This window comes from Janthinobacterium sp. 61 (genome assembly GCF_002846335.1).
Classification (GTDB): Bacteria; Pseudomonadota; Gammaproteobacteria; order Burkholderiales; family Burkholderiaceae_D; genus Janthinobacterium.
Genome location: NZ_PJMQ01000001.1, coordinates 515,048 through 536,143, shown reverse-complemented (window position 1 = coordinate 536,143; position 21,096 = coordinate 515,048). Strand labels below are relative to the sequence as shown.

Here is a 21,096-nt window from a genome sequence, read left to right as displayed (position 1 = left end):
CACACGATCCCTGCCTCATCAAAAAACGCCCCGCCCGTCGGGGCGTTTTCCATTTTTGCCCCATTCGGCCACCTGAAATAATAACTATTCTCCTGATAGTTATTATCAGCCCATCTCAGCATCAAATAAAGGCTACTCAATCGATAGCATCAAATAGATATAATAATTACAAAAAATTATTTATATAGAATCGTATTAGCCATCACATTACATCAACAAAAAACAAAAAAACCACAACTAGCAATTCGATAGCGAGACAGCTTTTTGGATGAAAGGCGCAGAAATACTGGAAGACGGCAGCAGATTCAGCCGGAACAGGCCATTTCGTGACAATTCGTGACTATTCCCTCCTGCAAAGCTAGGCAGAATAAAGTCTTACTGAGTGATCAAAATAGAATCGATAGTTTCAAAATTGAAACTATCTTCAGAGTGACAGCAGGTCTTACCTTCATGTAAAGATCGCGTCCTGACAGTAGATATCGCCCGAAGGACTCATTCGAGGTGAAAAAAAATACGCGCAAGCGTAACCACAAAAAACAAATGCAAAAATAACATTTTTCATATTACTAAAGAGCGCCAGCGATTTTTTTCCAGTTATGTTTTACTTGCCACTATCAACAACGGCGACACCAAAGCTCAACCACGGCCCAAGCCATGCCGGAGTAAGTAAGGAAACGAATTACATTATTAATTTTTTAATATCTTAAAAAATTGAACGAATATATACCAACTTCCGGAGACATTAAAATGGCCACCACCCAAAATCCAGCTCCAGCTCCCGTCAATGCCGAAGGCGCTGCCACCAAGATCGCGACGCCTGCAAAAAAAGCCGCCAATCCGAAAAACGGCGACCGCAAGCAGTATGACGACGATGAACTCATACAAGGAGCCGATGCCGGCCAGACCATGCCGCCTGAAAATGTCGTCGAAGTCACGGGAAGCGCCGATAGCGGCAATGCCGGCGCCCTTGGCGCGGCAGCTGCGGTGGCTGCAGCCGCCTTGGCTGCAGGTAGCGGTGGCGCGGCCGCAGGCCAGGCCGGTAACGCCAGCGCCGATCCCGGCACGCAGCAAAGCGATAACAACGGTGGCGCTGCGGGCGCCACGGGCGCGGGTGCAGGCGCCACGGGCGCGGGTGCAGGCGCCGCCGGGATTCCCAGCGGCAGTGTCGTGGATATCGCCGGCGCCTCGGCTGGTGCGGGTGCCGGAGCAGGTGCCGGCGCTGCGGGTGGCCTGGGCGGCCTTGGCGTGCTGGGTGCGCTCGGCGGCCTTGGTCTGGTTGGCGCTGCGGCAGGCGGTGGCGGCGGAGGCGGCGCCGCGGCCGGCGGTTCGGGCACGGGCGGCACAGGCACGGGCGGCACTGGCACAGGTGGCACAGGTGGTACTGGCACGGGCGGCACGGGCACGGGCGGCACGGGAGGCACGGGCGGCACGGGCACGGGCGGCACGGGGACGGGTGGATCGACCGGCGGCCAGGGTACGGGCGGTACCGATGGCACAGGCGGCACAGGCGGCACGGGTGGCACCGGTGGTACGGGCGGCACAGGTGGCACGGGCGGCACCGGTGGCACGGGCAACCAATCCACCACCATCATCGTCACCGACGCGGCAATATTGGCCGCCGCGGCGGCCGCAGCAGCCACGGCCAATGCCCTGGCCGATGACGCCAGCGCCGCCGCGGCAGCGGCTACGGCAGCAGCTTCTCTGGCAGCGGCGAATGCCGCCCTCCTGGCCGACCAGCTGGCGGCACAGGCCGCAGCAGCAGCGGCAGCAGCCTTGCTCGCTGCAAATAACGCCACCAACGACGATACGCTGGCGGCCAGCACGGCCGCCGCCGTACCCGGCGCGCAAGCGGCCGCTACCGCCGCCACGAATGACGACAACGCGGCCGCTGCGGCTGCCGCTACCGCCGCCATCTCCCAGGCCGCCACCACGTCGGCGCAAAACGACGATGCGGCTGCCGTCACGGCCGCCGCCGCCGCCGCCGCCGCGCACGCCGCTGCCGATGCGGCACAAACGCAAGCGGACCAGACCAACGCTCCGGCATTGCAAGCCATCGCCGATGCAGCCGACGTGGTCGCGACCGCAGCCGACACCCAGGCAGCGCTGACCGATGCGGCGGCACTGGCTGTCAACTCAGCCAATGACGCCGCCGCAGCTGCCGCCGCCACGGCGCTGGCCAATGCCACGGACGCCGCCGCGCTGGACCTGGCGGCAACGGCCGCCGCCAACGCCGCCGTCGCGGCCGGCATCCAGGCCGGCCTGACCGATGCCGCCGCCCTGGCCATCATTTCCGATGCGGATGCCGCCAATGCCGCCGCAGCCGCCAGCGTGGCCGCCACCACCGATGCCGCCGCCCTGACCGCCGCCTCGAATGCGGCCGCTACCGCGGCAGCGAATGCAGCGGCAGCCGCCAATGCCAGCGACGCCGCGGCACTGGGCATCGCCGCCACCGCCGCAGCGAATGCCGCCGCCGCGGCCAGTACGCAAGCGGGTCTGACCGATGCCGTCGCCTTGACCATGGCAGCGGACGCCGCTGCCGGCGTTGCCGCCCAGGACGCTGCCATCGCCAACGCCACCGACGCCGTCGCCCTGCAGGCTGCCGCCGACGCGGCCGCGACGAACGCCGCTAATGCACAGACACAGGCGAACATGACGGACGCGCCCACCCTGGGCCTGATCGCCGACGCAGCCACCCTGGCGTCGGATGCGGCACAGGCACAGGCCAACCTGACCGATGCGGCTGCGCTGGCCCTGATTTCCGATGCCGACGCTGCTGCTGCGGCAGCCGCCGCCTTGGCCGCCAGTAGCGATGCCGCCGCGCTCGACGCCGCAGCAGCCCTTGCCGCCACCGTGGCGGCGAATGCCGTCGTCACCGCCAACCTGAGCGACGCTGCCGCCCTGCAAATCACGGCCGATGCGGCTGCCAGCACATCCGTGAGCGCCGCCGCGCAAGCGGCATTGACGGACGCCGCCGCCCTGCAATTGATTTCCGACGCCGATGCCGCCGCCGCGCTGGCAGCGCAAACGACGGCTAACCAGACGGATGCGGCCGCCTTGGCCGCTGCCGACGCAGCCGCCGCCAGCGATGCCGCCAATGCCCAGATAGTTGCCGACCAGACCGATGTCGTTGCCCTGCAGCAAGCAGCCGACCAGGCGGATGCCGATGCGGCTGCCGCCAATACACAAGCCAGCCTGCTGGACGTTAATGTTGCCCTGAATGCATTCAATCTGGCCAACCTCGCCGCCCTTGCCGCCAACGTCACGGCCGGCCAGACCAGCGTCATCGCCCTGACGGCTACCGTCAATGCCTTGCAGCTCGGTGCCGATGGCGCCGATGCCGATGCCGCCCTGTTCGATGCCACCATCCTTGCCGGGATCTCCACCGCCGATGCATTGACGGCGGCCGGCCTGCAAACCATCGCCGGTGCGACTGATGCCGTCGCGCTCGCCGCCGCCGCCGCTGCCGCCGTCTCGGCGGCGGAAACGGCCGCCCTGCTGGGCGGCAACGACATCTCGGCCGTCAGCGCCGCAGCCGCGGCACAGGCCGCAGCTACTGCCGCCGCTGCCACAGCCGCACTGACCGATGCCGGTGCGCTGGGCATCATCTCCACTGCCGACGCCGCCGCTCAAATTGCCGCCCAGACGGCTGTCGCCAGCTTGACGGCCGCCAATACGCTGGCGCAAAACGCGCTGACGACGGCACAATTAGTTGCCAACCAGACCGATGCCGTGGCCCTGGGCCTGGTGTCGTCGGCCGCCGACGCGGCTGCGGCTGCGGCCGTCACGAACGCTGGCCAGACCGACGCCATCGCGCTGAGCCTCATCTCGAATGCCGATGCGCTGGTCGCGACCTCCGCCGCCAACCTGGCGGCGTTGACGGATGCCACAGCGCTGGGACTCATTTCCACGGCCGACGCGACCGCCGCAAACGTATTGCAGGCAACGGCCAACCTGACGGATGCCGCCGCCCTGGGCCTGCTCGCCACGGCCGCTGCCACCGCCGCCAATACAGCGACGAACGTTGCCAACCTGACCGATGCGGTGGCCCTGGGCACGCTCTCGGCAGCCGCAAACACCGCTGCCAATACGGCCGCCGCCACGGCAGCGCTGACAGACGCGACGGCATTGGGCCTGGTTGCCACGGCCGACGCGACAGCCGCTGCCGCCCTGCAAACGACGGCCAACCTGACCGACGCCGTGGCACTGGGCCTCGTTTCGACGGCGGCCAACACGGCCGCCAGCACCGCTGCCGCCGTCGCCAACCTGACGGATGCCGTGGCCCTGGGCACCGTCTCGACAGCCGCCACGGCCGCCGCCAACACAGCCACCGCCACGGCCGCCCTGACGGACGCCGTGGCCCTGGGCTTGACGGCCACCGTCGATGCAGCTGCCGCCACCGCCGCACAGACGACGGCCAACCTGACGGACGCCGTCGCCCTGGGCCTGGCAGCGACCGCGAATGCCACCGCCGCCACGGCGGCGGCCACCGTTGCAGGCCTCACCGATGCCGTCCTGCTGGGCACCGCCCACACGCTCGACGTCACGGCCGCCACCGTGGCAGCCACCAAGGCCGCCTTGACGGATGCCGCCGCCCTGACCACCATCGCCAACAACGACGCCGCCAATGCGGCCGCCCTGGCTGCCTATTCCACGGCCCATCCGCTCGACTTGGTGGCGGCGCTGGCGGCTACCGTCGCCGCCACCACGGCCGGCTTGTCGAACACCGCTGCCCTGGCGGCGCAAGCGGACGACGCGGCGGCCGCCTCGACAGCCGCCACGGCTGCTGCATCCCTGACCGCCCTGAACAATGCGCTCGCGGCCGACAATGCCGCCACCGCCGCCGCCACCCTGGCCCTGACGTCCCAGGCAGCAGCCACGGCGGCGCAGCTGGACGACACGCTCGCGGCAACTGCCGCTGGCGTGGCTGCCACCTCGCTGGCAGCGGCCCAGGCGGCGCAGGCAGCCGATACAGCCGCCGCCGCGACGGCAGCGACGGCGGCCAATGCCCTGGCAGCCCTGAATGCGGCCTTGCAGGCGGACGCGAATGCGGCCGCCACGGCCGCCGCCGCCGTGACGGCGAGCGCAGCCACTGCCGCCGCCGTCGCCGACGATCTGGCGGCTGCGACGGCCGCCACCGTCGCCAACGTCTCGCACGCGGCCGCTCAAGCGGCGCAACTGGCCGACAGTGCCGCCGCCAGCGCCGCCACCATCGCCGCCAACGCGCTAACCTCCCTGAATGCGGCCCTGGCCGACGATGCGGCGGCCGCTGCGGCTGTACTGAACTCCACCAATGCAACGGCGGCCGCCGTCGCCGCTACCGCCGCCGACACCGCCGCCGCGGCAGCCGCCGCCGTGGCCGCCATTTCGGCCGCCGCCACGCAGCACGCGCAAGCGGATGATATCGCCGCTGCCGCCGCCGCCCTGACGGCATCCATCTCGCTGGCAGCCACCCAGGCCGCCCAGGCCGCCGATCTCGCCGTCGGCACGACCGCGGCAGCGGCGGCGAGCGCGCTGGCGGCGCTGAACCAGGCCCTGGCCGACGACAGCGCTGCCGCGGCAGCCAGCACGGCGGCCAGCAACGCGCAAGCGGCCCTGAATGCCGCCACGGCAACACTCAATGCGGCAATCTTGACTGCCAGCGCCTCGCTCGCCGCCACCAATGCCGCCCTGGGTGCCGACGCCACGGCGGCCAGCACGGCGGCCGCTGCAGCCGCCGCACAAGTCCTTGCCGATGCCGCGCTGGCGGCCGATGCAGGGCTGGCCGCGCTCGCGACGGCAGCCAACAATGCACTGGCAGCAGCCAGCGCGGCGCTGGCCGCCGACGATGCCGCCGCCAATGCCGCGCACACGGCCGCGCTCTCGGCGGCCGCGACGCTGGCGGCACAACTGGCCGACACGGCTGCCCTCAATGCCCATGCCGCGCTGAACGCGGCCATCGCCAACCTGAACGCCGCCGTGACGGCCGATACCAACGCCACGGATGCCGACAATGACAAAACGCTGAAACTGAATCTCCTCCTCGCCGCCCAGGGATCGGCCGATGACGCTGCCCAGGCCAATGCCAATGCGGCGGCCGCCCATGCGGCGCTGGCTGCAGCCCAGGCAGACGATGCGGCGGCGGCCACCGCTGCCGCGAACGCGATCGCAGCACATACTGCGGCGGTCGCGGCGCAAAATGCCGATGCAGCAGCGGCAGCGGCAGCGGCGCAAGCGGCAACTTCGCTGGCCGCCACGCTCAATGCCCAGGCAGACGATGCCACGGCGGCCGCGGCCGCCACGGCTGCGGCAAATGCGCAACTGGCGCTGGACGCAGCCCTGGCAGCCGACGCCAACGTCGCCGCCACCGCCGCTGCGGCAGCCGCCGCCCAACTGGCGGCGCAAAACGCGCATGACGCCGATGCAGCGGCAGCGGCAGCGGCCGTCGCGGCAGCAATTACCCTGGCAGCCACGCAAGCGGCGCAGGCCGATGACGCGGCAGCCGCGCTGGCAGCGGCCAACGCCGCCAACGCTCAGGCTGCGCACGACGCCGCCGTCGCCGACGACCAGGCCGCAGCGGATGCGGCCGCCACCGCAGCGCTGGCGCAAACGGCTGCCACGGCAGCGGCAGCCGCCGATGCCGCCGCCACAGCCAGCGCCGCCGCAGCGGCAGCGTCACTGCTGGCCGCCCAGGCGGCGCAGGCCGACGACACGGCCGCCAACCAGGCAGCGGCCAATGCCGCCGCCGCCACCGCCGCGCACACGGCCGCCATCGCCGCCGACGCCCTGGCCGTCAGCACGGCGGCAACGGCTGCCAGCGCCCTGGCAGCGGCCACCGCTGCACAGAACGACGACGATGCCGCCGCAGCTGCGGCGGCCACTGCCGCCATCTCGCTGGCACTCACGCAGGCGGCTCAGGCGGACGATACGGCTGCAGCGGCAGCCACCCTCAACGCCAACAACGCGGCGGCGGCCGCGCTGGCCGCCCATGCCGCCGATGCGGCCGCACCGCTGGCGCAGGCGCAGGCAGCCGCTTCCCTGCTGGCCCTGCAAGCAGCCCAAGCCGATGACGCCGCCGCCGCCAGCGCAGCGGCAGCAGCGGCGCAGGCGCATGCCAATGCCAACGCAGCGCAGGCGGACGACGCGGCGGCGGCCCAGGCCAATGCCGATGCGCAGGCGGCCGACATCGCCCTGGCGCAGGCAAACGCACTCGCCGCGCAAACCGACGCCAGCGCCCTGGCGCTTATATCGAATGCGGACGCGGCCCACGCCGCCGCCGTGCAAGCCATCGCAGACCAGACCGATGCCGTGGCCCTCACCCAGGCCGCCGATGCGGCAGCGGCAGCGGCGCTGGCAGCGGCGCAGACGGCCGCCCAGACCGACGCCAACGCCCTGCACCTGGCCGCCGATGCGGCGGCGGCCGCCGCCGCATCGGCGCAAGCGCAGGCGAACCTGACGGACGCCAGTGCGCTGACGGTAGCGGCGAATGCCGATGCCGCCGCAGCGGCGGCATCCCAGGCGCAGGCCGACCTGACGGACGCCAACCAGCTGTTCGTACTGAGCCAGAATGCCCTGCACAACCCGCTGACGGTAGCCGACTTCCACACCGGATTGCCAGCGGCGGGCGGCGACGTGATCGACATGTCGGCCATCGCCGACCTGACGGCAGCGGTGGCCGTAGGCGTCAATCTGAGCACGGACTTTGGCAACGACAACCTGTTCATCTTCGACGGCACCTCCGTGTCGATCGGCGCGGCGGCCAGCGCCATCGCGGCCGACAGCAGCGTCTTGTCGGGCCAGGGCTACATCGTCATCGCCGATGCGCAAAACAGCGGCGCCGTGACGGTGTATCACTCGAGCGACCTGAGCAACGCCAACGCCATCGACACGGCGCTGGTACTGCTGAGCGGGGTGAACATCACGCAACTGACGGCGGCCAACTTCGTCGTCTGAGGCAGGGCACCCACGCCAGGCGTCGCGCCTGGCACGGCAGCGGGAGCGCAAAACAGCGCGCTCCCGCCACACCTTGAAATGCGTCAGGCCTAGTGCCGGAAAAATACGGGATGAGATTACGCGGTTTCCCAGCAATATCCTCACTGCCAGGCATCGCGGCCTTGCTGGCGGCCGTGGCCATGGCATCGGTATCCTCTTTCGCCAGCGCCCAGGGTGCCACCTCCTGGACCTTCGACCAGATCTTGCAGCAAGCGTTGCAAAGCCATCCGGCCGTCCAGGGCAAGCGCTCCGCACAGGCGGCTGCACGGGCCGAGCTCGATGGCGCGCAATGGCAGCGCTTTCCCAGCCTGTCGGCCGAAGTGCCCACCGGTTCGCAGGAAACAGGCGGCGTGGTGCGCATCGAGCAGCCCCTGTGGAGCGGTGGCCGCATCGACGCCGGCATCGATGCCGCCGGCAGCCGGGTTGACGCAGCTGGCGCGGCCATCGAGGAAGAACGCCTGACCCTCTCCCTGCGCGTAATCGCCGCCTACACGGAAGCGCTGCGCCAGACGGCGCGCGTACGCTCGGCCGAAGAGGGCTTGGCGGAGCACCAGCGCCTGCTGGACATGATCAAACGCCGCGTGGTCCAGTCGGTCAGTTCGCAAACGGACCAGCGCCTGGCCGAATCGCGCAGCTACCAGGCGGCCAACGACGTGTCGAATGCACGCCAGGCGCTGGAAAACGCCCTGGCGCAGCTGTCGCAACTGGCCGGCAAGCCCGTGCGCCTCGTCAGCAGCACCGGCATTGGCGTGGGCGAACCGCGGCCCGACGCCAGCCTGGAACGGGTCATGCGCCAGGCCATAGCCTACTCCCCTACCCTGCAACGCCTCGATTTCGAGGCGCAGGCAGCCGATTCCGACATCACCCTGCAGCGCTCGGCCTACATGCCGAAAGTCGTGCTGCGCATGGAAAAGCCCACGGGTGGCATCAATGCCGACAATCGCACGCGCGCCATGCTGGTGCTGCAGGCGCAGCCGGGCGCCGGCCTGTCGGCCAAGGCTGGCGTGGACGCAGCCGTCGCCAAACGCGAAGGCGCGCGCGCCGCGCACGATGCGGCCGAACGCGACGTGCGCGAGCGCTTTACGCTGGACTGGAACGAGGCCGAGGCCAGCCGCCAGCGCCTGGGCAATGCGGGCGAGGCCAGCACCACATCGACGCAGGTGTTCGAATCGTATGCGCGCCAGTACGTGATCGGGCGCAAGACCTGGAACGATGTGCTCAACGCAGTGCGCGAAGCGACCCAGGCGCAGTTTTCACTGGAAGACACGCGCGCGCAGGCGATTGCCGCCAGCCTGCGCCTGGCCGCGCAAACGGGCACGCTGGCCGGGCGCACGGCGCCGGCAGGCCTGGCACGCCCGAATTGACACCGAATTGACACCGACATGATGCCAACAGGAGACAGCGTGGATACCTCCATCAAACATGGCTTGCTGACACTCATCGAACGCGCCGCGCGCCTGACGGGCCAGCACCTGCCTGCCGCCCGCCTGGCCGACCTGCAGCGCCAACTCGATGACATCGATGGCAATGGCGCCCCTGGCGTAGTGCTCACCACCGCGTGGCAAGCGGGGGGGCTGGAAGGCGTGGCGCGCCTGCTGCACGAACCGACGCCGGGCGAGCTGCCGTTCGCCGTCTACAGTGCCAGCACGGGCTGGGGCTTGCTGCAGTCGCGCGGTGCCGACGGCGCCTGGCGCGGCGAAGGCGTCGATGGCCGCGCCTTGCAATTGGCCTCGCTGGCCGGCCTGGCCTGCGTGGGCCTGCCCCGCCGCAGCGAGAAAAACGGCGCCCGCCCCGGTGCACTCGGCCTGGTGCGCAATGCCCTGTGGCTGAAAAAGAGCGTATTTGTCGACGCCGTGCTGGCCACGGCGCTGGTGACCCTGCTGACCATGGCCACCTCGCTGTTCTCCATGCAGGTGTACGACCGCGTCATCCCGAACCAGAGCTTCAGCACCCTGTGGGTGCTGGTGGTGGGCGTAGCCCTGTCGATCGGCCTGGAATTCATCCTCAAGCAGGTGCGCAGCCGCATCGTCGACCATTCGTGCAACGATGTCGACCATGAACTGTCCGAGTGGTTTTTCCAGCGCATGCTGGGCATCCGCATGGAGGCGCGTCCCGCTTCCGTCGGCACCCTGGCGGCGCAAGTGAAAGGCTTCGAGATGGTGCGCGGCGTGCTCACCTCGACGTCCCTGTTCGTGCTGACGGACGTGCCCTTCGCGCTGATTTTCCTGGCCATGATCACCATCATCGGCGGCTGGTTGGTGGTGGTGCCGCTGGTGGCCCTGCCGCTGGCCCTCGTGTGCGGACTGATGTTCCAGCGCGCCATCCAGGCCCACACGCGCAAGAACCTCAATGCCAGCAACCGCAAGGCGGGCTTGCTGGTGGAAGCCGTCGATGGCGTGGAAACGCTCAAGGGCAGCAGCGCCGAATGGATGATGCAGGCGCGCTGGGCCGAACTGGTGGCCGAGAGCAGCCACGCGGAACAGAATATCCGCGACTATGCGGCCCTGTCGCAAAACATCACGGCCGCCTTCCAGCAACTGACCAACGTGGCGCTGATCTCCATGGGTGCGTGGTTCGTGGCGGAAAACCAGATGACCATGGGCGCCCTGATGGCGTGCACCATCATCAGCAACCGCGCCCTGATGCCCATCGTGCAACTGCCAGCCGTAATGGTGCAGTGGGCGCACGCGCGCGCCTCGATCGACGGCCTGGAGCAGGTCATCAGCCTGCCCAACGAAGCCGACAATGCGCAATTCGCGCTGACGCCGCGCAGCCTCGATACGGGCTTGCGCTTCGAACGCATCCGCTTTACGTATGGCGGCGCGCAAAAGGTGGCGCTGGAAGTGGAAAACCTGGCCATCCGCCCCGGCGAAAGAGTCGGCCTGGTGGGTGCCATCGGCTCGGGCAAGAGCACCCTGCTGAAACTGGCCTCGGGCCTGTACCAGCCGGCCGAAGGCAAGGTGTATCTGGGCGACGTCGACATGGCCCTGCTGGCGCCAGCCGTGGTACGCGAAATGATCGGCTACCTGCCGCAGGAAACGCGGCTGTTCAGCGGCAGCCTGCGCGACAACCTGCTGCTGGGACTGGCCGACCCGGGCGAAGAAGCGATCCTGGCCGCGGCAAAACGCACGGGCCTGATCGAACTGATACTGGGCCAGCCGCGGGGACTGGCGCTGGCCATTACCGAAGGCGGACGTGGCGTCTCGGGCGGCCAGCGCCAGCTGATCGCCGTCACGCGCCTGCTGCTGGCCAAGCCGCGCATCTGGCTGCTCGACGAACCCACTGGCGCCATGGATGCGAAGACGGAATCGCGCATCGTCGGGCTGCTCGGTGAACTGGCGGCCGAAGGCGTGACCATGGTCGCCACCACGCACAAGAACGCCCTCTTGCCCCTGCTCGACCGCCTGGTGGTGCTGCAGGCGGGCCGAGTGCTGCTCGACGGGCCGCGCGATGCCGTGCTGGCCAAGCTGTCGGGCAAGCCGCAGGCGGTGCCCACGCCGGTAGCCGCCACTGCGCCAGTGGCGCAAGGGGCCGTCGCATGAAACTCGCCAAAGTGGCAACGCGGGAAGAAGCCAAACGGGGCCGGGTGCTGATCTGGAGCTGCACGGCGGCGCTGGCTTGTGTCATCGCCTGGGCTTCGTGGGCGGAGCTGGACCAGGTCACGCGCGCCAACGGCCAGGTGATCGCCAGTTCGCGCAACCAGATCATCCAGGTGGCCGATGGCGGCGTGCTGGCAGAACTGCGCGTGCATGAAGGCAGCGTGGTGAAAAAGGGAGAACTGCTGGCGCGCTTCGACCGCACGCGGGCCGAGACGAGCTACCTGGAAAGCACGGCCAAGGCGGCAGGACTGAAGGCGACCGTGGCGCGCCTGCAGGCGGAAGTGTTTGGCGGCGCGCCCAAATTCCCGCCAGAACTGCAGGCTTATCCCGATTTCCGCACCAATCAGTTGGCCCTGTTCAGCAAGCGCCAGGGCGCCGTGCAGGCCGAAGTGGGCGCGCTGGACAGCGCCATGAAGCTGATCAGGGAGGAGCTGGAAATGAATCTGCCGCTGCTGGAAACGGGGGACGTTAGCCGCGCCGAAGTACTGAAACTGCGGCGGCAGGTGGTCGACATCCAGGCGCAGATCACCAACCGGCGCAACAAATACCTGCAGGACAGCCAGACGGACCTGGTGAAAGCCCAGGAAGACCTGGCCGGCGTGCTGCAGACGGTGACGCAGCGCAAGGAACAGCTGGGCTCGACGGACATTTACGCGCCCACCGACGGCATCGTGCGCAATGTGCGGCTCACCACCCTGGGCGGCGTGGCCAAGCCGGGCGAGGAAATCCTGCAGATCGTGCCCACAGACGACGATCTGATCATCGAGGCAAAAGTAAAACCGGCCGACATCGCCTTCATCAAGCCCGGCCTGCCCACGGCCGTCAAGCTCGACGCCTACGACTACGGCATCTACGGTCGCCTGCGCGGCACCGTCAGCTACATCAGCGCCGATACCTTGAGCGAGGACAACAAGGGCAACGAACAGCCCTACTACCGCGTGCAGATCAAGACCAGCGGGCGCAAGCTGATGGGCAAGAATGGCGAGCCGATCCTGATCCAGCCGGGCATGACGGCTACCGTGGAAATCAATACGGGACGCAAAACTGTCTTGCGCTATCTGACGAAACCGATCACCAAGACGTTTTCGGAATCGATGGGGGAGCGGTGATATGACGCGACCGGCTACTTCAAGTGGCTCGCTTCAACTGGCCGGTTTCAATTGACCAATGACGCTGGCCACCTTGGCGGTAATCATGTCGACTGCGGGACCATTGGCACCATGCGGCAAAATGACATCGGCATTGCGCTTGGTGGGCTCGATGAATTGCTTGTGCATCGGGCGTACGGTTTCCAGATACTGCTCGATGACGCTCTCCACCGAGCGCCCGCGTTCAGTAATATCCCTTTGCATGCGCCGAATGAAGCGCACGTCGGAGGCGGTGTCGACAAAGATCTTCAGCGACATCATGTCGCGCAAGTCCGCGTCATACAAGGCAAACAGGCCCTCGATCACGATCACCGGGGCCGGCTTGACCAGAATGGTCCTGCTGGAGCGATTGTGCAGCGTGAAGTCGTACTCCGGCATCTCGATGGCTTTGCCGTTGCGCAATGCCTGGATGTGCTGGACCAGCAATGGCCATTCGAACGCCTGCGGATGGTCGTAATTCTGCTGGCGGCGGACTTCAGGGGAGAGGTGCGTCTGGTCGCAGTAGTAATCGTCCTGCATCACGACGGAGACCATGTCGGCCCCAAACGACGCCAGCACTTGCTGGGATACGGTGGACTTGCCACTGCCGCTTCCGCCAGCGACACCAATAACAAACGGTTGGAAGGAAATATTATTCATGCCGAATGATACCGGAAACGGGGCCGAACTGACAGGGAGCGGCTGAGAAGCCGGGCCTGTCACGCGCCATGCACCAGCAGCGCATACAGCTCGGCCACGCGCTCGGCCGTGATGCCGTCGCGCTGTTCCACCGCCAGCGGGTGCTGCGTCGGTTCCAGCTCGAGGAATGGACGCAGGCCATCGTCGCGCAGGTGCACGCGGGTTTTCAAGTTCATGGTAGCCGGATACAAGGGCAGCTGCGTGCTGAGCCAGCCGAAGAAGGGACCGATATGGGCCCGTTTGGCATCGTCGAAGCAGGCGTCCCAGGCGTCGAAACTCTCGCCGCTCAGCGACACCCACACGCCCCAGCTGAACGGCTCAACCGAGCCATGCACGGGAATGTCGATGGTGGCACGCACGAAGCAGTGCGTTTCGTCGACGATGCAGGCGTCGCTGTCGAGCTGGCAGCGCGCTTCGCGCTCGGCGGGCGCCATCTGTTCGTACAGCCACGGCGCATCGGCGCCGAAACTGGGCATGCCCGTATGGGTCTCGCCGCAGGAGCGGCACAGGAAGGAAAAAGTCATGCGTGCAGTGACGTTATTCGAACTGCTTGCGGAATGCCTCGAACTGCGCCGCCAGGCCATCGAAGTCGCTACGCAATTGCAGCACTTCCTGTTCCAGCTGGGCGACACGGCTGCCCTGCTGCGGCGCGCTGACGGCGCCGGCAAAACCGGCCGCCGTCTCGATCTGCGCCAGTGCTTCTTCGCCGCCCAGCAAGTGGCCGTAGCGCGGCTCCTTGGCGCCGGGAGCGACGGCCAGCTTGGCCACCAGCGGCGGGTATTTGTCGATCAGGAATTGCAGGCCGGACTCCACTTCCGCCACCGACTTGAATTCATGCACGCGGCCACTGCGGCTGCGGATCTCGCCAGCCGTCTGCAGGCCGCGCAGCATCAATATCGTCAGGATGGCCAGTTTGTCCTGTTCCAGCGACCACTTGATACGCATGCGGTGCTCGTACTTGGCAACGCGCGCGCCGGCCTGCGTGATACCGTTGACGAATTTGCGCTGCATCAGGCGCTGCAGCACGTCGTAGACGGTTTCCTCGGACAGGGCCATGACGGGGTCGCGGCTGGACAATTGGTTGCAGCCGTTCGTCAGCGCGTTGAGCGACAGCGGATAGCTGTCCGGCGTCAGCGCTTCCTTTTCGGCCAGCACGGCCAGCACGCGGATCTCGAAGGGGTCGAGCAAATTCGGATTGTCGGTGTTCATTTCTGCTGCGTTTACGTCTGTAGTCATGCCTGTATCCTTAATCGACCAGCTTGTTCATTTGCTCGGAATCAAATTTATCACACTCGGGCACGGCCTGGCAGCATATACCCGCCGCCTTCAGGGTGGCGAGGATGGTTTCGATGCGCTCTTCCTGTGCCACCGCATGCGTGATCAGTCCCTGCAGGGCTTTCGACAGCGGATCGTCGCCGTTGGGCGTCACGCCATACGCGGCAAACAAATGCGCCGTGCTGCCCTCGCGCAAGGCGCTGACATCCTTTTGCACGATGTGCGCCGGGTTGCCGACAGCCGTGGCGCCGGACGGCACGGGCTTCAACAGCACGGCGTTCGAGCCCACCTTGGCGTATTCGCCCACCGTAAAACTGCCCAGCACCTGGGCGCCGGCGCCCACGATGACACCCCGCTCCAGGGTCGGATGGCGCTTGGCGCCGCTGTGCAGCGAGGTGCCGCCCAGGGTCACGCCCTGGTAGATGGTGCAGTCGTCGCCGACGATGGCCGTCTCGCCGATCACCACGCCGAAGCCGTGATCGATGAAGACGCGCCTGCCGATGACCGCGCCCGGATGGATTTCAATGCCCGTGATGATGCGGGCGATATACGAAATGAAGCGCCCCACCCACTTCATGTGCCGCATCCAGCACCAGTGCGCCCAGCCATGCATGACGATGGCGTGCAAGCCAGGATAACAGGTCAGCACCTCCCAGCCATTGCGGGCGGCGGGATCACGTTCAATGATGCTGTTGATATCTTCGCGCAGGTGGTGGAACATAAGGCGGATTTCTGAATAGGTAAGAGACAAGACGCAAATGGTAGCGTATTCGGCGGGGAACTGCTGGAGGGAGCTGCCGTTGAGAGGCTCCTCAACGGCAAACAGGGGTCAGACCCGGCGGGTCTGACCCCAAATGACGCGAACTTAAGCTTCTAAAGCAATCCGCTGGCGGCGGGCTTCGTACAGACACACGCCGGAAGCGACCGACACGTTCAGGCTTTCGACGGAGCCGAACATCGGGATGCTGACAAGGATGTCGCAGGTGTCGCGCGTCAAACGGCGCATGCCTTCGCCTTCGGAACCCATGACGAGGGCCGTCGGGCCCGTGAAATCGGCTTCGTACAAGCCTTTTTCGCCGTCATCCGAAGTACCGATCAGCCAGATGCCGCGCTCTTTCAGTTCACGCATGGTGCGCGCCAGATTCGTCACGGTGATGTACGGCACGGTTTCGGCGGCGCCGCTGGCGACCTTGGCGGCGGTGGCGTTCAAGCCCACGGCGCGGTCCTTCGGCACGATCACGGCATGTGCGCCGACGCCGTCGGCCACACGCAGGCAGGCGCCCAGGTTGTGCGGGTCGGTGATGCCGTCGAGAATCAGCAGCAGCGGCGGGCCGTCGATGGCGTCCAGCAGCTCATCGAGATTGCGCGCCAGCGACAGCTGCGACGCGAAGGCGATCACGCCCTGGTGGCGGCGCGTGCCGACGATCTTGTCCAGACGCGACGAGTCGACGGGCATGACGCGCACGTTGGCAGCCTTGGCGGCGGCGATCATGTCCTTCATGCGGCCGTCGACGCGGCTGGCATCGACGAAAATTTCTTCCACGGACGACGCTTCGTGACGCAGGCGCGAGGTGACGGCATGGAAGCCGAAAATCATTTTATTCTTCATGTGTTATCGCTTCTTTTATCGCTTGCTTTTGCTTGTTTTTGATACAGTTTTTGCTGCACGTGGTGCCGCCGCAGCTGGTGCCGCGGCAGCTTTCTTGCTGCGCTTGGGCGCGGCGGCCTTGGGGGCTGCCGCCTTAGGGGCTTCCTTCGGGGCTGCCTTGGCTGCAGGCTTGGCTTGCGCCTTGGCGCCATTGGAACGGCCACCGGAACCATTGCCGGCCTTGGCGCTGGCCTTGATTTCGTGGCGCTGCTCGGTCGCTGGACCAGGCTTGACCATGGATTTCTTTTCGCCCTTGCGCTTGCCGCCGCCATTGGGCTTGGCCGGCGCTTCTTCGCCCGCCAGTTCCGCATCGGTGACCAGGCGCAGGTCGATCTTGCGCGTTTCCAGGTCGACACGCGCCACCTGCACCGTCAGACGGTCGGTCAATTGATAACGTTTTCCCGTGCGTTCGCCGCGCAATTCATGACGCGCATCGTCGTACTGGAAATAGTCGGTGCCCAGCTCGGTGACGTGCACCAGGCCTTCGACAAACAGGGTGTCGAGCTGCACGAACACGCCGAACGTGGTCACGCCCGTGATGGTGCCGGTGAATTCCTCGCCCAGTTTGTCTTGCATGAAGTAGCACTTCAGCCAGGCTTCCACGTCGCGCGACGCTTCGTCGGCGCGGCGCTCGTTGGCCGAGCAATGCACGCCCAGCGCGTCCCAGATGGTCAGGTCCGTCTTCTTCGGCTTGCCGTCGGCCTTGTCCTTCGCCTGCTGCTTGCGCGTGGCGTTCGACACGTTGGTGTTCAGCACGGTCTTTTCGGACAGCTTAGGCTCGTATTTCTTGCCTTGCAGAATAGCCTTGATGGCGCGGTGCGTCAGCAGGTCGGGATAGCGGCGGATCGGGCTGGTGAAGTGGGCATACGCCTCGTAGGCCAGGCCGAAGTGGCCGATATTGTCCGGGCTGTAGACAGCTTGCTGCATCGAGCGCAGCAGCATCGTTTGCAGCAGGGCCGCGTCGGGACGCGCCTTGATCTGCTGCATCAGAGTCTGGTAATCCGATGCCGATGGCGTGTCGCCGCCCGTCAGGTTCAGGCCGACTTGCTTGAGGAAGGTACGCACTTGCGTGAGCTTTTCCTTGGTCGGGCTGGCGTGGATGCGGTAGGTGCCTGGATGCTTGTTGCGCAGCAACAAATCGGCCGCGCAGACGTTGGCCGCCAGCATGCACTCTTCGATGATCTTGTGCGCTTCATTGCGCGTGCGGGGGATGATCTTTTCGATCTTGCCCGCGCTATTGCAAACGATATACGTTTCCGTCGTCTCGAAATCGATGGCGCCCCGCTCCGTGCGCGCTTTCAGCAAGGCGCGGTAGACGGCTTCCAGATTCTGCAGGTGCGGCAGGATGTCCGCGCGGCGTGCCGCTTCAGGTCCCTTGGTGTTGCCCAGCACGGCAGCGACTTCGTCATACGTGAGGCGCGCGGCCGAATGGATCACGGCCGGGTAGAACTGGTAAGCCTTGAGTTCGCCCTTGTCGCTGACGACGGCGTCGCAGACGAGGGTCAGACGATCGACGGCCGGGTTCAGCGAACACAGGCCATTCGACAGTTTTTCCGGCAGCATCGGGATCACGCGGCGCGGGAAGTACACGGATGTGCTGCGTTCGAGCGCATCGATATCGAGCGCGTCGTTCGGCTTCACGTAATGGCTGACGTCGGCAATCGCCACGATCAGGCGGAAGCAGTTGGTGCGGCCAATCTTGACGGGCTCGCAATATACGGCATCGTCGAAATCGCGCGCATCTTCGCCATCGATAGTCACCAATGGCACGTCACGCAGGTCGACACGGTCTTTCAAGTCGGCGTCGCGCACGTCGAACGGCAGTTTTTCCGCCTGTTTCAGGGCGGCAGCGGAAAAGATGTGCGGCACGTTGAATTTACGTACGGCAATTTCAATTTCCATGCCAGGATCATCAAGCGCACCGAGCACTTCGACGATCTTGCCGACCGGCTGCTTGAAGCGCATCGGTTGCTCGGTCAGCTCGACGCTGACGATCTGGCCGGCTATCGCCTTGCCCACCGAACCGGTGACCAGGATGTCCTGGCCTATGCGCTGGTCTTCCGGCGCCACCACCCAGTTGCCGTTTTCCTGGATCAGGCGGCCGATGACGTGGGTATTGGCGCGGTAGGTGACTTCGACGATCGTGCCTTCAGGGCGGCCGCGGCGGTCCGTGCCGACGATGCGGGCCATGACCTTGTCGCCATGCAGTACTTTCTGCATTTCTTTCTCAGGCAGGAACAGGTCGGCGCTGGCGTCGTCGGGGATGACGAAACCGAAGCCATCGCGGTGGCTGGTGACGCGACCGGCGACAAGCGCGCTCTGGTCGGCCAGGCTGAAAACACCGCTGGCATCAGACTTGAGCTGGCCGTCGCGCTCCATCGCCTTCAGGCGACGGACCAGGACATCCATGGAATCGGCATGCACTTGCAGCGATTTCCCGAGAGACTGCGGGTCGAGAGGCGCGTTGACGCTGCGGAATATGCCGAGAATGTCCTCCCGGCTGGGGATGGTGTGGGTATTTTGGCTCAAAAGTATTTCTATAGTTGTTATTGACAGTGATCAAACGGAAGACAAAGACCGATGACATCACCGTCAATATTGACACGGTGATGTCCGGTAGTGTACCGGAGGACGCCTTGGTTTGCCTAACGGACAGCGTAGCGGAAACCGAACAAGTGCCCCGCCGATGAAAAAAAGGAGAAAAGCTGCGCAATGCATTTGACTTCGGCAAATATTGCTCTATAATCTTGGTCTCTTGCAGCAACAAACCTTCACGGGAATGCAGTTGCAGGAAAGCGGTACAGGGTTGATGTGCAGTATGGAGCGAAAGCTCATCTGGCGCAAAACTCTTCAAGTCGCTATAATAGCAGAATTGCTGTAAAGTTATTTTACAACAAGTACTCGAGCAGTAAAAAGTAGTAAGTCACAGCAGCATCAGTGCCCACGTGGCGGAATTGGTAGACGCGCATGGTTCAGGTCCATGTGCCTTCGGGTGTAGGGGTTCGAGTCCCTTCGTGGGCACCATTACCTAATTCGCAAAAAAGCCGCAAACTTTCACGAGTTTGCGGCTTTTTTCATTTCCGGGGCAAAAACCCTCCCCCGCCAGCCGGCCGCACTGCGGCGGCCTGGCAGCGCGGCACACCCAAGGACAGAAACAGGCGGGAAGTCGCTGAAAAAAGAGGCAGATTTGGGCTTTTTTCATAGGGAAAAGCCCTTTTCTGGCGAAAAAACATGTTTCTTGAAGAAAAGTGCAAAATGTTGATTGACCGAATGCCCGCCAGCCCTTATGATTTTGTCCTCGCTGCAGAACACGCAGCGACAAGCAGCAAGCAGTAACAATGCCCACGTGGCGGAATTGGTAGACGCGCATGGTTCAGGTCCATGTGCCTTCGGGTGTAGGGGTTCGAGTCCCTTCGTGGGCACCACCAGCAACAAGTTGTTGATTGTTGTGATCCGCAGTAAAGTAGTAGCCAGTAGTAACAAGCAGCACAATGCCCACGTGGCGGAATTGGTAGACGCGCATGGTTCAGGTCCATGTGCCTTCGGGTGTAGGGGTTCGAGTCCCTTCGTGGGCACCACCAGCAACGAGTCGTTTTCGTTGTAGTCCGCAGTAAAGTAGTGAGATAGCAGTATCAGCAGCAAGCAGTATCAGTGCCCACGTGGCGGAATTGGTAGACGCGCATGGTTCAGGTCCATGTGCCTTCGGGTGTAGGGGTTCGAGTCCCTTCGTGGGCACCATTACCTAATTCGCAAAAAAGCCGCAAACTTTCACGAGTTTGCGGCTTTTTTCATTCCAGAATGCCGCGCAGTCTTCCCGACCCGCGGCCCCCTCCTCTTATTTGGCCAGCGCCGCCTTGACGGCGTCAAACAGGCTCGTCGTCGGACGGCCAATCAGCGCGCTCAATTGCTTGCCATTGTCTTCCAGGCCGCCCTTGGCCGCGCCCGCATCGGAATCGGCCAACAAGTCGGCAAAGCCTTCCGGCACACCCACGCTCACCAGCGCCGCCTTGAAGTCCTCCTGCGGCAAGTCTTTGTAGACAATCGCCTCGCCCGACTGGCGCGCCACTTCGGCCGCGTACTCGGCCAGGGTAAAGCCCTGGTCGCCAGCCAGTTCATACACGGCGTGCGGCTGGGCCGACGTCAGCACGGCGGCGGCGCCGGCTGCGTAGTCAAGTCGCGCGGCGGACGAGAAACGGCCGTTTTGCGCCGCGCCCAGCACCATGCCATGCTCGAGCACGGGCGCCAGGTGTTCCGTATGGTTTTCCAGATACCAGCCGTTGCGCAGGAAGGCGTATGGCAGGCCGGAGGCGCGAATAGCCGCTTCCGTGATGACATGTTCGGCGGCCAGGCCCAGCGGCGACGTGTCGGCGCGCAAGACACTGGTGTAGGCCAGCAGGGCCACGCCAGCGCGCCTGGCCGCATCGATGACGTTCTGGTGCTGCTGCGCGCGCTGGCCCACTTCGCTCGACGAAATCAGCAAAATCTTTGTTGCCCCCTTGAAGGCCACGTCGAGGCTGGCGCCATCGTTGTAGTCGGCCTGGCGCACTTGCACGCCCAGTGCGGCCAGCTTGGCCGCCTTGGCCGGATTGCGCACGGCAGCGATGATGGTGGCTGCGGGGACGGATTCGAGCAGGCTGGCGATGACGTGCTGGCCCAGATTACCTGTGGCGCCGGTGATGACGATCATGATTTTTCCTTGGAGGGTGGTGGGTAAAACCCTATAATAGGACTATTACTTACTTATTGTAAGTACGTACCTTTTGGTAAGTATGAATCAACA

Annotated in this window: 11 protein-coding genes and 4 tRNA genes; 8 read left to right on the top strand and 7 right to left on the bottom strand. The window is 65.3% G+C overall.

Features of this window, described 5'->3' with window-relative positions:
* The first annotated feature begins 747 nt into the window (after positions 1–747).
* From CLU92_RS27645 to CLU92_RS02440, 4 genes are all read left to right on the top strand, one after another.
* Positions 748–7,929 (top strand): hypothetical protein, encoded by a 7,182-nt coding sequence (locus CLU92_RS27645; protein WP_101480574.1) that lies wholly within the window; start codon positions 748–750, stop codon positions 7,927–7,929.
* Positions 7,930–8,039: 110 nt separating this feature from the next.
* Positions 8,040–9,332 (top strand): TolC family protein, encoded by a 1,293-nt coding sequence (locus CLU92_RS02450; protein WP_101480573.1) that lies wholly within the window; start codon positions 8,040–8,042, stop codon positions 9,330–9,332.
* A 39-nt stretch (positions 9,333–9,371) separates the two neighbouring features.
* A complete protein-coding gene (locus CLU92_RS02445) occupies positions 9,372–11,510 on the top strand; it encodes an ATP-binding cassette domain-containing protein (protein ID WP_218973434.1) in 2,139 nt (712 codons plus the stop codon).
* Positions 11,507–12,676 (top strand): HlyD family type I secretion periplasmic adaptor subunit, encoded by a 1,170-nt coding sequence (locus CLU92_RS02440; protein WP_101480572.1) that lies wholly within the window; start codon positions 11,507–11,509, stop codon positions 12,674–12,676. The genes CLU92_RS02445 and CLU92_RS02440 overlap by 4 nt, the downstream gene beginning before the upstream one ends.
* 33 nt (positions 12,677–12,709) lie before the next feature.
* Here the strand turns inward: CLU92_RS02440 and udk are convergent, their stop codons facing one another.
* From udk to rnr, 6 genes are all read right to left on the bottom strand, one after another.
* A complete protein-coding gene (udk, locus tag CLU92_RS02435; RefSeq protein ID WP_101480571.1) occupies positions 12,710–13,354 on the bottom strand; it encodes a uridine kinase in 645 nt (214 codons plus the stop codon).
* A gap of 59 nt (positions 13,355–13,413) precedes the next feature.
* Positions 13,414–13,917, bottom strand: coding sequence for a DUF2199 domain-containing protein (locus CLU92_RS02430; protein ID WP_101480570.1), 504 nt, complete (start codon positions 13,915–13,917; stop codon positions 13,414–13,416).
* A 13-nt stretch (positions 13,918–13,930) separates the two neighbouring features.
* The gene (locus tag CLU92_RS02425; RefSeq protein WP_101480569.1) at positions 13,931–14,629 is read right to left on the bottom strand and encodes a YceH family protein; all 699 of its coding nucleotides are present in this window, start codon (positions 14,627–14,629) and stop codon (positions 13,931–13,933) included.
* A gap of 10 nt (positions 14,630–14,639) precedes the next feature.
* Positions 14,640–15,389 carry a serine O-acetyltransferase gene (gene cysE, locus CLU92_RS02420; protein WP_101480568.1) on the bottom strand — a complete coding sequence of 250 codons (750 nt, stop codon included), beginning with the start codon at positions 15,387–15,389 and terminating at the stop codon, positions 14,640–14,642.
* Between the two features lie 144 nt (positions 15,390–15,533).
* Positions 15,534–16,277, bottom strand: a complete 744-nt coding sequence (gene rlmB, locus CLU92_RS02415; RefSeq protein WP_034756912.1) for a 23S rRNA (guanosine(2251)-2'-O)-methyltransferase RlmB — start codon at positions 16,275–16,277, stop codon at positions 15,534–15,536.
* A 15-nt stretch (positions 16,278–16,292) separates the two neighbouring features.
* Positions 16,293–18,845: a ribonuclease R gene (gene rnr / locus CLU92_RS02410; RefSeq protein WP_101480567.1), complete on the bottom strand. Its 2,553-nt coding sequence runs from the start codon at positions 18,843–18,845 to the stop codon at positions 16,293–16,295.
* A gap of 410 nt (positions 18,846–19,255) precedes the next feature.
* Here rnr and CLU92_RS02405 point away from each other — a divergent pair.
* The 4 genes from CLU92_RS02405 to CLU92_RS02390 all read left to right on the top strand — a co-directional run bounded on the left by CLU92_RS02405 (position 19,256) and on the right by CLU92_RS02390 (position 20,054).
* Positions 19,256–19,340: transfer RNA gene (locus tag CLU92_RS02405), tRNA-Leu, on the top strand.
* A 316-nt stretch (positions 19,341–19,656) separates the two neighbouring features.
* Positions 19,657–19,741: transfer RNA gene (locus CLU92_RS02400), tRNA-Leu, on the top strand.
* A 68-nt stretch (positions 19,742–19,809) separates the two neighbouring features.
* Positions 19,810–19,894, top strand: a tRNA-Leu gene (locus tag CLU92_RS02395).
* A gap of 75 nt (positions 19,895–19,969) precedes the next feature.
* Positions 19,970–20,054 (top strand) — tRNA-Leu (locus CLU92_RS02390).
* A 97-nt stretch (positions 20,055–20,151) separates the two neighbouring features.
* Here CLU92_RS02390 and CLU92_RS02385 read toward each other — a convergent pair.
* Positions 20,152–21,003 (bottom strand): SDR family oxidoreductase, encoded by an 852-nt coding sequence (locus tag CLU92_RS02385; protein WP_101480566.1) that lies wholly within the window; start codon positions 21,001–21,003, stop codon positions 20,152–20,154.
* Between the last annotated feature and the right edge of the window lie 93 nt (positions 21,004–21,096).